We start from the raw sequence: 14,379 nt of genomic DNA on the forward strand, positions 1-14,379 counted from the left end.
ATCGCGTCACCGTAGTTCCGGCGGGGAACGCCACTGTCGCTCGCAGGTAACGGTCGGTTCTCATCCACGTAACCGACACGGTGAAGAACGTTCGTGTTACGTTCTATTTCGCCTTCAGCACGCTGTGCTCGCCAGCGATCGGTACACTTGACCGTCATCCGTATTCCCTTGCCCGTTTCCGATCGGTTCGCGGGCCGTCGATCAGCTCCCAACTGGGCCGTTTCTCGACGGGATCGGTGCGATCACCGATCGCTGAACCGGCTCGAACAGTGACACCCCGCTCTTCACGCAACCTCGAGCAGCCACCACAGTCATCGACCGGACTCGACGCGCATCCGCTTGTTCCGCTCAATTTGCAGTAGTTATAAGTCACGGTACGACAACAACTAGAACGGAAGCCACAACCCGACAACGAGACTGGGCATGAGTGAAATGCCCCGGGTGGAACCAGCACCCGAGACGTGGCTTCCCAACCCGCGAAGGGATTGGTTGCCATGATTCGGTTCATTCTACCGGGATATAAACGTCCCGCACGATCGACGTATCGCCACACACGAGTACGATCGCCACCGCTCGTCTACGCCGCCGGAGGTGACGATGAGCGATGGCGCTGAGCGACCCGCCGACGAATCGACCCCGTATCCGCCCTGTTCGGAGTGCGGCGGGACGGTAGTGGCGGCCACGGTCCTCGGACCGATGGCCGCGATCGCCAGCCCCTGCGGTTGCGTCGTCTCACCCGAGATGTTCGACGGCGCCGGCCACGAGTAAGTCGCCGATCGCGGGGAAGACCCGTCGGCGATCGCGCGGCCGTCGTCCGACCCGCGATCCGCGGGTGGCTCCCGATGACCGCGTGAGAACCCGCGGTCGAACGGGTTAGTCTTCGACCGCGAACTCCGGATTCCAGACGACTTCCCACAGGTGGTCGTCCGGATCGAGGAAGTGACCCGAATAGCCACCCCAGTCCCGATCGCGGGCCGCGTCGGTGATCTCCGCGCCCGCTTCCTCCGCCGTCCGCAGTACGGCGTCGACCGCGTCTTTCGATGCAACGTTGTGGCCGAGGGTGAACTCCGCGGGACTCGCCGCGGTTTCGTCGACGTTCGCGTCGTCCGCGATTTGCTGTTTCGGGTAGAGGGCGAGCTGCAAGCCCCCGTCTAACGGGAAGAAGGCGACCGCGCCGCCCTCGAATTCGGTGCCGACGATGCCGTCCGTCGGCCACCCTAAGCCGTCGCGGTAAAATTCGAGCGATCGTTCGAGGTCGCCGACTCCGAGGGTAATGACGGTGATGCGTGGTTCCATAATCTGAGTGGCCGAGTCAAACTGACGATTTCTCGTGCCTACAGCATCGATCGACCCGTGACGAGATAAACCGATCCCAGCGCCGTGAACGGTGCGTGTGGCCGAACGCGAACCGCCGGTCGCTCCGAGGGACCGATCGCTTCGCACGTCTATCCCCGTCTTATCCGTCGGTGACCGATCCGGCGAGCCAACCGGCCAGCCCCAGCAGCATTAGTCCCGAGAGACCGGTCACGATGACGGGTCGGTGGTCGGTGTGCGTCGTCCCGTAAAACACGACTGCGTTCGCTACCCAGAGGAGAGTTGCTCTCAGACTCGTTTGAGAGCCTCGTCGACGTCCAGCGGGACGTCCTCGCCGCTCACATCGAACCGCCTGAACCAACTGTCCTCCATCTCCCGCTTAAGCGCCGTTTTGATCCCCGCGTGCGGATCGCTCTCCACGAATCGTTGGAGCACTTCATCGCTGTCCCACACGGCAACCGCCCAGAACTTCCGCTGGGCTACTTTGGCGCGCAGGGCGTAACCGACCAGCCCGGCCGACTCGGCGAGTTGCGCTTCTATCTCCCGGGTGTGCCAGAGCACTCTCGGTACGGTCCGGTACCCCGACGGGTGAAGATGCCCGACGACACCCTGGAGTTCAGATTCCGGGTCGGGCTCGTCGACGGATTGCCAGGCAAACACCACGTTGTGTGTTAACACACAACTGCCAGCGCGATAACCGTTCCGTCACGCGACGCGCACAGTAACTCCGAGAAACCGAGTTACGTCAGTGATAACGCCTGCAATTCGCGGGATCGGTCGCTGAAGTCGCCGCCGCTATCCGCCGCGGCTCTTCTGGCAGCAGTGAGGTGGAATGTGACGATCGTGCTGGAAGAAACGCGAATACGCGCGGTCTATCAGCCCGCTGAGAACGGGACAGAACGCTCAGTACGGGTCGAGCGGATAGACGGCGCGCGGAGCGCAAACGCGCTGGTCCCGTACGGCGGCCGATCCGTCCGGTCCAAGCTCCCCTGGTTCCTCTGTCGTGAGCTCCTGAGATCAGAAGCGCCGCCGATCCGTGCCGAGACCGTTAGAGATGCAACGTACAGCAAGGGGAGGTGAACGGCGGAATGCAAATGCAGCCCCATTGACGGCCGTCGGAGAGAACGACCCAACCGCCGCTGGCATCGGACTCCTCGTCAGTTCCGTGCGCCCAGTAGACGCCGGCGATATCGGCGGCGGCGTCCGCTGTGAACGGGTCGGATGACTCTCCGCGGAAGGTCACCGTCCCGGACACGGCGTCGCTCTCCATAGTAAGCTTCACAGTGGCGTCGAAGTCGCTTTGCTCGACGCTCGAAAGCGTCGCTGCCCCGTTAGCACCGACCTCGCCGATCGCGATCGCGAGGTTCTCGCGGTCGTACAGCTGAACGACGATCGCGTCGTCGAGATCCCGGGTATCTCCAGCGCCAACGTCGTCGAGAGAGGCGATGCCGATCGCCTGGCCGTCGTCGATCGGGCCGACGTACGAGTTCTCCGCACGTTCCGCCTGAAGGGTTCCAAACTCCGTGTCCGCCTCCGACGTTTCGAGGTCGAGTTCCGGAGCGGGAGCGTCCTGCGATGCGTCCGCGCCCGTACAGCCTGCCAGTCCCAGCGCGCTCGTTCCGACTGCACTGGCTTTCAGTAGTGTTCTGCGCGATACGCCGTCGAGTCGTGTGAGTTCGTCCATTATCGTGGCCTCATCGGTCATCCTGCCCGTGGCGTCCCCGATCGCTTATCGCTGGTTTCGAGGGCTGGTTTCCCGCACTTGTCAACCAGAGACGATACGACGCGGGAGATAATGGAGGAAACTAGTGGGAATTTCCCGCTCCCTGGCCGAATTGCAGAGGGCGACGACCGATCACTGGCTGCAAGCGGGCGGACGATTCGCTCGCGTCGATCGGCGGGACGACAGTCTTCGAACCGCTGGCCGCAATCGCCAACCTTTGCGACCGCGCCATCTCGCCGGTCGTGTTCCACGACGCCGATCGCGGACAAGACGCTCGTCGCCCGGCTCGGCGGGAGTGCCCCTCCTCGCGATCACGCGTTAGTCAGCGGGTTCGTGACGCGGTCGGTCGTCCCCTCACCGGGTACCCCGCTCGAGTGGTACGATGTGCACCGGGTTTCGGTAGAAGAACACCCCGACAGCGCCGATCCAGATCACGCTCGGCACCAACCCGGTCTGGAAGGCCATTGAGAGGTCGGTGTATCCGCGGGCCTGGACGATCGACACCAGCCCTCAACCCGCTCGACGAACGGTCGCACTGGTTACGCGTTTCGAGCCCAGTTTGGCCGTCAGATATTCACGCCCTGTTGTTAGTGATAACTTGGTGAACCTATAATGTTACAGGGACTCGCGCGGCCGCCGTGTGGCCCGCGAGCGGGGGTTTCGCGGCCGCGGGCCGCGATCGCAGTGCAATTCGGGCCGAAATTGCAAGCCGTGGGCTATTCGCCTTGGCTGACGGTTCGTCTGATATGGTCCTTGCATCGATCATCGTGTTCGTCGTCAGTCTGCTCATCGGCGCGCTCGGCATCTACGTCGGCGCGCGCGCGATCACCGGCGCCTCGAGCTTCGATCACGCGATCGTCACCGCGTTAATCGGGGCGATCGTCTGGGCCGTCGTCGGCTTCTTCGTCGGGTGGATCCCGCTGCTCGGACCGCTACTCGCCCTGCTGGCCTACGTCGCGGTGATCAACTTCCGATACCCCGGCGAATGGACCGCCGCGGCGATGATCGCGCTCGTCGCGTGGGTCACCGTGCTGATCGCGCTGTACGTCCTCGCGCTGGTCGGCGTCACCGGCTTCGAGGCCGTCGGCGTGCCGGGCACCTGATCGAGCGGCGCGACGCGGACGCGGCAGTCGGATTTTTTGACCCGATCGCGGAGACGGGTGTCGGGAGTGGAGCGATTACGAACGCCACGAACGCTCCTGCCGGCATCCGGTCTTTCGAACGACAGCGAGTCCCGGCGGTCGAGTGCAGCGAGAGAGCACTGCTCTCTCGAGTATCGCGGGAGCGTAGCTCCCGCCCAAGGCCAGGGGGTTTCGTGGTGTTCTCGATTGATTGCGTCCCACTTTCGGATACGCTGCACCTACGCTCGGGCCGCCGGCCATCATCGGATAATCTGAACACTACGCTCGATCGCGACGAACGGTTATCCGCGCTCGCGACCAAGTACGACAGATGAAACTCTTCGAGACCCTCGGCCGATCGGTCGGCAAATTCACCCACGAGGCGAAACGGTCGGCGGCGGCGCCCTATACCTGTAACGAGTGCGGCAAGGGGTTCTACATCGAACAGAACGTGTGTCCCGAGTGCGGGAGCCAGAACCTCACCGAACGGGAGAAACGAATGGACGCGAACGAGGCGGAGGGCGACGAGAGCATGATCGACGATCGATCGAACCGCCGGTAAGGCAGATCACCGAGGCCAGCGTTCGGCCGCTCGCCGGTAGATCGCCTCGCACCGTTCGAGGACGTCGATCGAGACGCTCTCGTCGTCGGTGTGGGCCTCGCCGGGTTCCGCGGGGCCGCAGACGACGCACTCGGTTCCGGCGTCGGCGAGCCACCCCGCGTCGGTCGCGTGGGGTTTCGTCACCAGCTTGGGCGAACCGGATTGTGCCGCAGCGGCGGTGTCGAGCACCGTCTCGGCGAACGCCTCGTCTCTGCAGCGCATCGGCGGCAGGTCCTGGTCGACGGTCCACTCGACCCCCGGGATCGCCTCGACGCGATCGATCGGGGCGCGCTCGCCGGGCACCGTCCGCTCGTCGACGGCGAGTTCACAGCGATCGGGGACGACGTTCCACGCCGTGCCGCCCGCGATCTCGGTGACGACGACGCTCCCTGCGATCGTCTCGCCGGCGACCTCGATCGACGGCGGGTCGATCTCCCGGACGAGGTCCACGGCGTCCGTCGCGCGATAAATCGCGTTCTCGCCGGCATCGGCCTCGCTCGCGTGGGCGGATTCGCCGCGAGCGACGATCGTGCTCCCCCGGCGACCCTTGTGGGCGACGGCCACGTCCGTCACGCCTGGCGCGGAGTAGCCCGTCGACCCTTCGCCGACGATGGCGTAGTCGGGCGCGAACCCCCGATCGATCGCGTGGCGCGCGCCGACGCCGCCGACCTCCTCGCCGACGAAACTGGCGAAGACGAATTCGCCGGCGGAATCGGCATCTCGGAACGCGAGCATCGCCGCCGCGACGGCGCCTTTCATATCCGCCGCGCCGCGCCCGTAGAGGCGACCGTCGCGCTCGTCGATCGCGTACTCCATACCGCCCTCATCGGCGTCGGCCACCTGCGACGTCGCCGGCGCGACCACGTCGTGGTGGCCGACCAGCGCCAGGGACTTCTCGCCGGCTCCCTTGTGCGCGATTACGTTGCCGACCTCGTCGCGCCGCACGTCGGCGTCGGTCTCGCGGCGGAGCCACGATTCGATGCGATCGCCGGCGGCGGTTTCGTCCTCGTGGCTCGGGATCGAGACGAGTTCCCGCGTTACCTCGACGACTGTCATATCACCGCCTTGGCGGGCCAGCGAGTTGATTGCACCGACCGCCGACCCGGAGACGCGGACGGATCGACGAGCGAGCGATCCCCCGGTCGCCGGGGAATCGACCGGATGCTGACGTGGACACCCTTATGGGCGTACGTACCCGAGTTCGGGTATGCACGTCGTGCCGGATACGAGCGTGGTCATCGACGGCCGCGTCTCGGCGACGATCGAAGACGGGCAGTTCGAGGGAGCGACGATTTCGGTACCGGAAGCCGTGGTCGCGGAACTCGAAGCGCAGGCCAACGACGGGATCGACACCGGGTGGGACGGCCTGGAAGAGCTCCAGCGTCTCGCCGACCTGGCCGACGAGGGCGTCATCGAACTCGAGTACGTCGGCGACCGGCCGAGCGCGATCGAGCGCGGCCACGCCTCCGAGGGCGAGATCGACGCGCTCATCCGCGACATCGCCGAGGGCTTAGATGCCACGTTCCTCACGAGCGACGTCGTCCAGGCCGAAGTCGCCCGGGCCAAGGGACTTGACGTCGAGCACGTCTCCCCCGAGATCCGCGAGGTTGGGACGCTCGCGATCGAGGACTTCTTCGACGACCAGACGATGAGCGTCCACCTCAAGACCGATACCGTGCCGATGGCCAAGCGGGGCGAACTCGGCGAGATGCGCTACGAAGAGATCGCCGACGAACCCACCGACGAGGCGCAGATGGACGAGTGGGCCCGCGAGGTCGTCGACAGCGCCAAGGAGGCCCCCGGTGGCTTCATCGAGCTCTCGGAACCCGGGATGAAGATCGTCCAGTTCCGCGACTACCGGATCGCGATTGGCCGGCCGCCGTTCGCGGACGGGATCGAGATCACCGCCGTGCGGCCGATCGCCCAGACGGACATCGAGGACTACGAGCACGCCGACGAACTCAAAGAGCGCCTGCTGGAGCGCCAGCGCGGCGTCCTCGTCTCCGGGTCTCCCGGCGCCGGGAAGTCGACGCTCGCTCAGGCGATCGCGCGCTACCTCACCGACCACGAGTACGCGGTCAAGACGATGGAAAAGCCCCGGGACCTGCAAGTCGGCCCCGAGATCACCCAGTACACCGAACTGGGCGGCGAAATGGAGAAGACCGCCGACGCCCTACTGATGGTTCGCCCGGACTACACCGTCTACGACGAGGTCCGCAAGACCAACGACTTCGAGGTCTTCGCGGACATGCGCCTGGCCGGCGTCGGCATGATCGGCGTCGTCCACGCGACCCGGCCGATCGACGCCCTCCAGCGACTCATCGGCCGCGTCGAGCTGGGCATGATCCCGCAGATCGTCGACACCGTCGTCTACGTCGAGGCGGGCGAGATCGCCAAGGTGTACGACGTCAAGACCGAGGTCAAGGTCCCGGCGGGACTCACCGAGGAGGACCTCGCCCGGCCCGTCATCCTCGTCACCGACTTCCAGACCAGCGAACCAGAGTACGAGATCTACACGTTCAACCGCCAGGTCGTCACCGTCCCCCTGAAAGACGAGGAGGGTGGCCCCGCGAACGAGTCCGGCGTCGATCGCATCGCCAAACAGGAGATCGAACGCGAGATCCGATCGGTCGCCCGCGGCTACGTCGACGTCCAGCTCAAGAGCCAGGACAAGGCGGTCGTCTACGTCGAGGAAAAGGACATCTCCAGCGTCATCGGCAAGGGCGGCGGCCGCATCACGGACATCGAAAACCGGCTGGGGATCGACATCGACGTCCGAACGCACGACGAGAACCCCGACTACGGAGCAGGCGGCGCCACCGCGGACGGCAGCGGTGGCGGCGCGAGCCAGGCCGGCCAGCTCGTCCAGCCCGAGATCACCTCCCGGCACATCGTCATCCCCGTCGACGGCAACCACGGCGAGACCGTCGAGGTGCAGGCCGCCGGCGACTACCTGTTCACCGCGACGGTGAGCCGCGGCGGCGAGATCCAGGTCTCGCGCGGTAGTGCTATTGCGGACGAACTGGAGCGCGCGATCGATCGGAAGGATCCGATCACGGTCGTCCCGTCGTAGGTTGCCGATCGTAGAAGAGCACAACACCGCATTGAGCCGGTTGAGAACACCGCGAAAGCCCCTGCTACGCTCGATGGCTGCGACTCGCTGCGCGCTTCCCTCACCCCGCTCGGTCCAGTGCTTGCTTCGTCTCGCTCATCGAGTGCAGCAGCCCCTTTCATCCCCACCCGTACCGGCTGATCGGCCAAGCCACCGCGGGCGGGAAGGAAAGGGGCTGACGCTGTCGACGAACCCGGGCGACGCAAGGACCGCAACCGAACGAAGTGAGGTGAGGACCACAGCGAGCCCTGGGAGTCGACAGCGCCAGGGGCTTTCGCGGTGTTTTCAGTGCCCAAGTACCCGTCGTAGGAACTGCGATCGAACAGACCTGTCCAAGATTTCCCAGTTCACCTCACTCGTCGCGTCGATCCTGGAATCGCCGAGCGACGAGCACGAACAGCCCAGTCACCGCGAAAAAGAGTTCCCACCCCTGCTCGGCGATCGGGAAGCGCCGATCGACGGGTCCCTCCGGCGTCGGATCGGCGGTCGGTTCGATCGGATTGGCGACGTGCGTGTTGGCGGTGGTGCCGCCCGCACCGACGTCGGTCTCGGTGCCGATATCGACGAACGTCTGGAGGAGTCCGTCGGTCGTCGAGAGGAAGAGTTCTCCCTCGAGGCGGAAGAACCGATCGTAGACCGGGTAGAAGGCGTTGATTCCTTCGAGGTGGGCGTAATCGAGCAGCACGTGGGCGAAGGCGTGGGTGAACAGGGCGACCCAGGCGATCCTGACGCCTCGGGTACCCCACCGATCGCGCAGCCACGATCGGTCCCGGTAGCAAGTGTCCCACCAGAGCCACGCGCCGGCGGCGATCGGAATGAGCAGGGTGTGTAACAGCGCCCGGTGGGCGCCGGGGAGCCACGGCCCGGCCAGCGCGTCCACCTCGGGAACGACGCCGACGACGAGCACGACAGCGAGCGCCCGGCGATCGTACGCCGTTGCTAACAACCCCGCAGCCAGCACCGCGGCGAGTCCCAGCTGGACGACCGTTGACGGCATCAGCGCACCTCCCGCAGTCGAACGGCGGCGGCGATCCCCGCCGCGACGACGACGGGTAGTTGCCAGCCCGCGTCGATCAGGTGCAGTCGCCGTTCGACGCCCGTCTCGATCCCGGTTCCCGGCGTCGGGTTCAGCCACGTTTCGACGTGGTACGTCTCGGTCGTCCCAGGCGACGAGAGCCACAGGGGCGCCCCGCCGTCGGCGATCGTCTGGACGAGCCCGTGCTGCGTCGACACGAGGAGCCGACCCGAGACGGCGTAGAACCGATCGTGCAGCGGATACAGGAGGTTCGCGCCGGTCGTGAAGCAGTCGAGCCCGATCCCGGCGACGACGAACGCCGCGAGGGCCACCCAGCCGACCCGGACGCCGTACCAGCCGTACCGATCGCCGAGCCGCGAACGATCGCGATAGCGCGTCTCCCAGTAGAGCGCGACGAACGCGGCCGCCGGAATCAACAGCGTGTGCAGGAGCACGTTCGTCGCCCCGACGACGACCAGCCCGGCGACGGCGTCGAGATCCGGCAGCGCGGCCGCGATCGCGACGACGACGAGCGATCGTCGATCGAGCGCCGCCCCCAGTAACGCGAGGCCGAGGAGCACGCCGACGGCTGCGTTCACGAGCGTCGGAGCCATGCCCGGTGGTGTTCGTACGCGAGAATAAGCGTATCGACGATCGCGACGGTCGGGGAGTCCGGTCGGTCGGTCGCGTTGCGACGGGTCACGAACGCGAGGTCGATCAGTCGGGACGATCGAAACCGTCCGCGAACGCGACCGATCGGGACGATCGCGGCCGCGCTACCGGTCCGATCCGTCGCGATACAGGTCGGGATTGCGCCACCAGAACAGTCCCCACGAGAGCACAAACCCCGTGCCCATCGTGATGACGTCCTGAACGATTTGCCAGAGGCCGAACTCGACGATCGTCACGAGCGCCACGGACGAGCCGAGCGCCGCGCCGGCGACGACGAACAGCACGTCGCCGACAATGTGTTCGCGGGAGTGCTCCCAGTACGCCTGACGCTCCTCGTCGTGCCAGATGCCGACGTAGATCAATACCGGCGCCATCGCGGTGATGATCGGAATCACCTGATACTCGTCGGGGAGGCCGGCCGGACGAAGCACGACGAACGTGACCAGATTCGCGGCGATCGCCGCGATCAACAACCCGATCAGCAACCAGCCCCACCGTGGTAACCGCTCTTTGTCCATGTACGAACGCGGTGACCGCGAGAAAAATAACCTGCCGTTTCCGCGAGCTACTCGGCGCAGCAGGCGTCTTTCTTGGGGGACTCCTCGACGCCGTTACCGTCGGCCGCGACCGGTTCTTCGATCCGGTAGAGGCTCTGTCGGGCGTCTGCGAAGTAGATATCCTCGTCGACGATGCCGATCTCTTCGAGACGTTCGAGCGCGTACCGAACGGTTCGAGCGGAAAGCATCGATTCCTCGACGATTTGTTTCTGCGTCAGCGGGCCGTCGTACTCCAGAACCTTGAAGACGAGTTTCGCGCTCGGTGGCAAGTCCTCGATCTCCTCCCCGTCGGTCTCTACCATGTTACGAATCGAAAGCACCCAGCAGTATAAAAGTTGAGCCTTACAGGAAGCACTCGCGGAGAATATTTCTTACCAATACATCCAGAAAAATCGTTTGTGAGTGCTCGAAATGTAGAGATTCCGTATTTGACTAGCTGGTCAGGATTGGTCGGATTTCCGAACTATCGATCCGTCTCACTCTCGCCGATCAGCCGCTCCTCTTCGTCCCGTTCCCGTTGGCGCAGCTCGTACTTCTGAATCTTGCCGATCGTCGTCGATTCCGACGATCGTTTCCTGACGCCGTATTGTAGGTTTGCGCCTGCTCGAGGAAGTCGGTGACGATGAGCGGCGTTTCCAAACCTACAGTTCAGGAACGACTATGGCAGATATTTCGATCGCTCGACTCCGACCGCGAGGAGGACCACGTGTATTGAGGCTCGGTCCGTCCGAAGATCCGGGGAAATTGTACCGGTGAAGATAGATTTTTTATACTATTAGTTCAAAGTTATAAGTTAATGAATGATCAGGGTGGAGAGGGGTCCGAGAGCGATCGAGGAGTAAGTCCGCTTATCGCGCTTGTCATACTGTTCGCGATGGTGGGAATTGGCGTCGCGTTGGTATTCACCGCCGGATCCGCGATGATAGACTCCCTCGAATCGGGGGCCAACCACGAACGGGTGCAACTGTACGTCGACGAGACGGATCATCGGCTCCAGACAGCCGCCTCGACGGGACAGGAACAGGAGCTACCGATCGACGGAATTCCGGAGAGCCAGGTGAGTATCATCGATGACGGCGAGATAGAAGTCACGTGGTACGGAGGCGACAACAACGCCAGTGCCGGCGGAACCCTCGGCGCGCTCGAGTTCGAACTCGAGGATCGAACGATCGCCCATCAGGGCGGCGGCATTTGGGAGGATACCGGCGACGAAGTTCTGATCGAATCCGAACCGCAGATCGAGTACGACGGCGACTCGTTACAGCTAACGATATTGCAGATCAACGAATCGGCGGAGGAGAGCACCGACGATCCGGTTGCACGGGCGGATTACGACGAAGCGAGTAAGCTGACCGAGCGTATCAACGACGCCGCTAGAAACTCCGACGGCGAGAACGTCTCGGTCCGAATTACGAGTTCGTACCACGAAGGGTGGTATCGATATCTCGAGGACGAGATCGGGAGCCACGAGAACGCGACCGTGAGTTACAACGGGCCGAAAACCGTCGTGGTGAATATTACGAATATCAGAGAAGCCACCGATAACCCACAGCTTCTCATCGAAGAGGATCTCGGTCTGAAAGAGACTGCTGGAACCAGTGACCAACGTGTCGTGTTTGGTGACACACTACAATTTGAAGCAAGGCTGAATAATACGGGCAGCGGGACTGCTACCTCGCCAACGATGACCGTCTCGATCGATGACGGGGCGGTCGAAGAATCCGGCGGGGGGGCCGTACCCGGCTACAAAACGAAAGATCGGAAAGTCGAGATCGAGCGGGCTTCGTACGAAGACAAACTCGAGCCCGGGAATGCGTACGAATACATGATCACGACGAAAAACGGATCGAAACTCGATCAGCCGGGCGCGTTTTACATCGGCAGATCTGGGACGCACTTCAACGTAACCGACATCGAAACGGATCACGGCACCGAAAACGCAACGATACGCGCCGTCGTCCGAAATATCGGCGTTGAGAGCGGAGAGAAGGACGTAACCATCAGCTTCGACGACTTCGAGGCCAACGACACCAAAACGCTGAACCTCGAGTACGGGGCCACCGGAACGGTCGAGTGGACGGTAAACCGAAGCTCCCTGCCGCCAGGAGAGAACGGCTTCACAGTCGAAGCCGGCGACGATCCGAGCGGTCCCGACAGTACCGCAGACGGAACCGTCGAAGGGAAACTGAGCGGCGACGGGAACGCGTTCGCCGTCATTCAAGACAGGGGCGTCGGAAGCGGGCAGATCGTCGAAGACGACGGAACCACGTTCACCGTCACCGCCGAGGTCGCGAACACCTATCCCCACGAGATCGATCGGCCGCTCACGGTGACGATTCCGGAGGCGAACGTCAATCACACCGAATCGGTAACGGTAGCCGGCGACAGCCGTGAAACGGTCGCACTCGAGATCGATCCGGCCAACCACGACTTCGAGCACGGAACGGTCTACGAGTACGACATCGTGGCCGAGGGCGAGGGACTGAGCGAACCCGGATCGTTCTACTTCGGCAAGCCTGGAACGGCGTTCGAACTATCGAACGGGACCGCGACGGTCAACGACACCGTCACGATTAGCGTGGATCTGCACAACGTCGGTGTCGACGACGGTCAGCAGGAAGTCGGCCTCGAACTCGAGTACATGGACGAGATGCCCGACGAACTCGAGGACGAGGACCCCTACGGAGACCTCGGCAGCGACACCGTCGTCCGCTCGTTCGGCGAAAACGGGACGGTCTCGTTCGAACTCAATCAGAGTAATCTCCTCGATGGAGAGTACACGGCGACGATACGGACGGAAGACAACGAGATGACAATCCCGTTCAACGTTACCGCAGGCGTCGATCCCGGACGAGTCGGACTTGGAGACATCGAAGACGCGGAAGTCTCCGTCGAGGTCCTCGGCACGCAGGTCTCCGGCGACGGGTGGATGGGCAGGTGGTGGGATAGAACACGCGTTCACAACCTTGCTCCGATGACGCTCGATATCGTGACCAACGGAGAAACGGAACACTCCTTCGATAATCCGGAGAACGGTGACAATATCAATATTGGACCGACCTGGCAAGACAAAACCGACGACAGCTATACGTACAACTTTACGATAGAGGACGAGACGGAACTCACGCTGCGGAATACGAGATACCGGACGTGTCAGGCTGAAACGACCGACCCGAACGCGCTCCCTCACTACAACGGTCCGGCTGACCGCGACTTCACGTGGTGTACCGACGCACCCCAATCCATCGAGTTCGGACCGATCGACGCTTCGCAGGGTCAGAAACTCCAGAACGTCAGGGTCAGAAGCGCTGAAAACAACACGATTCCAGCGCTTCCCGCGGGGACGGATCAGCAGCTAAGCGCCACGGAAGTCCTCGAGCGACGAGGGCTCGTCGAAGAGGGGGACGATGAGCTCGATCTCGGTCCCGGCGAGTTCGTCTTCTTGTTCGAGAACACTGAGTCGACGGACGAGGACGGTATCAACGCGCTCTGGAACGACGCGATCGACGCCTACGATCGAAATCCCGACCGGACTCACGACCCGAACTTCAACGACCTGATCGTCTACGTCGAGGTCGAACGCGCCGGCGTCGATCCTGGACGGCCGAGTATCACGATCGATCCCGGCGCGGGCAACTCGACCGACGTCGCTTCCGGCGTGGGGAACGATCCCGGAAGCACCGGCCCCGTCGATCCCAGCTTCGATTCGGGAACCGTCGACGAAGGGGATGCACCGGACCTCGGAACCGGCGAATCCGATGCGAACAGCGGGACCAATTGGACCGGAGACACCGGCGTCAACGTGGACAACGATTACATCGTCGTCGGGTGACGCCTACCTGACGCCGTCAGATCGTATTTACGCGCAGCGGTAGACGGAACCGTGTCGGCGGCGAACGATCGTATCGAACCCGAACCCCTTTTCACCACCGATCTCGGAGTTACGCTCATGTCGACCGAAACGATCAGCGACCGACGCGAGCACATTCGCTCGATCAGCGTGACGGCAGTCGCCGCGCTGATCGGCGTCGGCGCGGCCCTCGTCTCCGCGATCTGGATCGGGGTCTCCAGCAACGCGGCGGAGGATACGCGGGCGCTGCTGCTCATCGCGGGTGCGATCCTCGTGCAGTTTCCGGTGCTCAGCGCCTCGGGAATCTACGACGAAGACGAGATCGGGCCGAAACACTACCTCTTCGTCACGTTCATGACGTTCTCGATGTGGTTCATCACGTGGGGAATCCTGCTCACCGCGGGGGCCAACTGA

Annotated in this window: 14 protein-coding genes; 6 read left to right on the forward strand and 8 right to left on the reverse strand. The window is 63.6% G+C overall.

What is annotated here, in order from left to right; all coding sequences use genetic code 11:
• The first annotated feature begins 597 nt into the window (after window positions 1-597).
• A complete protein-coding gene (locus MUH00_RS05745; RefSeq protein WP_247002923.1) occupies window positions 598-768 on the forward strand; it encodes a hypothetical protein in 171 nt (56 codons plus the stop codon).
• Window positions 769-873: 105 nt separating this feature from the next.
• On the opposite strand, the gene MUH00_RS05750 is transcribed toward MUH00_RS05745, so the two are convergent.
• From MUH00_RS05750 to MUH00_RS05760, 3 genes are all read right to left on the reverse strand, one after another.
• On the reverse strand, window positions 874-1,296 hold the full coding sequence (locus tag MUH00_RS05750) for a VOC family protein (protein WP_247002925.1): 423 nt from the start codon (window positions 1,294-1,296) through the stop codon (window positions 874-876).
• Between the two features lie 306 nt (window positions 1,297-1,602).
• Window positions 1,603-1,977, reverse strand: coding sequence for a hypothetical protein (locus MUH00_RS05755; protein ID WP_247002927.1), 375 nt, complete (start codon window positions 1,975-1,977; stop codon window positions 1,603-1,605).
• A gap of 385 nt (window positions 1,978-2,362) precedes the next feature.
• Entirely contained in the window at window positions 2,363-2,998 is a 636-nt protein-coding gene (locus MUH00_RS05760; RefSeq protein ID WP_247002929.1) for a twin-arginine translocation signal domain-containing protein, read from the reverse strand.
• 785 nt (window positions 2,999-3,783) lie between these two features.
• Here MUH00_RS05760 and MUH00_RS05765 point away from each other — a divergent pair.
• Entirely contained in the window at window positions 3,784-4,140 is a 357-nt protein-coding gene (locus tag MUH00_RS05765; RefSeq protein WP_247002930.1) for a hypothetical protein, read from the forward strand.
• Window positions 4,141-4,489: 349 nt separating this feature from the next.
• Window positions 4,490-4,720 carry a PhlB family protein gene (locus MUH00_RS05770; RefSeq protein ID WP_247002932.1) on the forward strand — a complete coding sequence of 77 codons (231 nt, stop codon included), beginning with the start codon at window positions 4,490-4,492 and terminating at the stop codon, window positions 4,718-4,720.
• Window positions 4,721-4,726: 6 nt separating this feature from the next.
• On the opposite strand, the gene MUH00_RS05775 is transcribed toward MUH00_RS05770, so the two are convergent.
• A complete protein-coding gene (locus MUH00_RS05775; protein WP_247002934.1) occupies window positions 4,727-5,815 on the reverse strand; it encodes a M20 family metallopeptidase in 1,089 nt (362 codons plus the stop codon).
• A 151-nt stretch (window positions 5,816-5,966) separates the two neighbouring features.
• Here MUH00_RS05775 and MUH00_RS05780 point away from each other — a divergent pair, with 151 nt between their 5' ends.
• Window positions 5,967-7,832 carry a PINc/VapC family ATPase gene (locus MUH00_RS05780; RefSeq protein WP_247002936.1) on the forward strand — a complete coding sequence of 622 codons (1,866 nt, stop codon included), beginning with the start codon at window positions 5,967-5,969 and terminating at the stop codon, window positions 7,830-7,832.
• Window positions 7,833-8,223: 391 nt separating this feature from the next.
• Here the strand turns inward: MUH00_RS05780 and MUH00_RS05785 are convergent, their stop codons facing one another.
• From MUH00_RS05785 to MUH00_RS05800, 4 genes are all read right to left on the reverse strand, one after another.
• Entirely contained in the window at window positions 8,224-8,868 is a 645-nt protein-coding gene (locus MUH00_RS05785; RefSeq protein WP_247002938.1) for a metal-dependent hydrolase, read from the reverse strand.
• The gene (locus MUH00_RS05790) at window positions 8,868-9,500 is read right to left on the reverse strand and encodes a metal-dependent hydrolase (RefSeq protein ID WP_247002940.1); all 633 of its coding nucleotides are present in this window, start codon (window positions 9,498-9,500) and stop codon (window positions 8,868-8,870) included. The genes MUH00_RS05785 and MUH00_RS05790 overlap by 1 nt, the downstream gene beginning before the upstream one ends.
• Before the next feature lie 162 nt (window positions 9,501-9,662).
• Complete coding sequence (locus MUH00_RS05795) at window positions 9,663-10,076, reverse strand: hypothetical protein (protein ID WP_247002942.1); 414 nt, start codon at window positions 10,074-10,076, stop codon at window positions 9,663-9,665.
• 47 nt (window positions 10,077-10,123) lie between these two features.
• On the reverse strand, window positions 10,124-10,417 hold the full coding sequence (locus MUH00_RS05800) for a winged helix-turn-helix transcriptional regulator (protein ID WP_247002944.1): 294 nt from the start codon (window positions 10,415-10,417) through the stop codon (window positions 10,124-10,126).
• 572 nt (window positions 10,418-10,989) lie between these two features.
• Between MUH00_RS05800 and MUH00_RS05805 the strand changes: the two genes are divergently transcribed.
• The gene (locus tag MUH00_RS05805) at window positions 10,990-13,947 is read left to right on the forward strand and encodes a DUF7289 family protein (protein WP_425603040.1); all 2,958 of its coding nucleotides are present in this window, start codon (window positions 10,990-10,992) and stop codon (window positions 13,945-13,947) included.
• A 117-nt stretch (window positions 13,948-14,064) separates the two neighbouring features.
• Entirely contained in the window at window positions 14,065-14,379 is a 315-nt protein-coding gene (locus MUH00_RS05810; RefSeq protein WP_247002948.1) for an EMC6-like membrane protein, read from the forward strand.

Origin of the sequence: Halosolutus gelatinilyticus (genome assembly GCF_023028105.1) — an archaeon.
Lineage (GTDB): Archaea > Halobacteriota > Halobacteria > Halobacteriales > Natrialbaceae > Halosolutus > Halosolutus gelatinilyticus.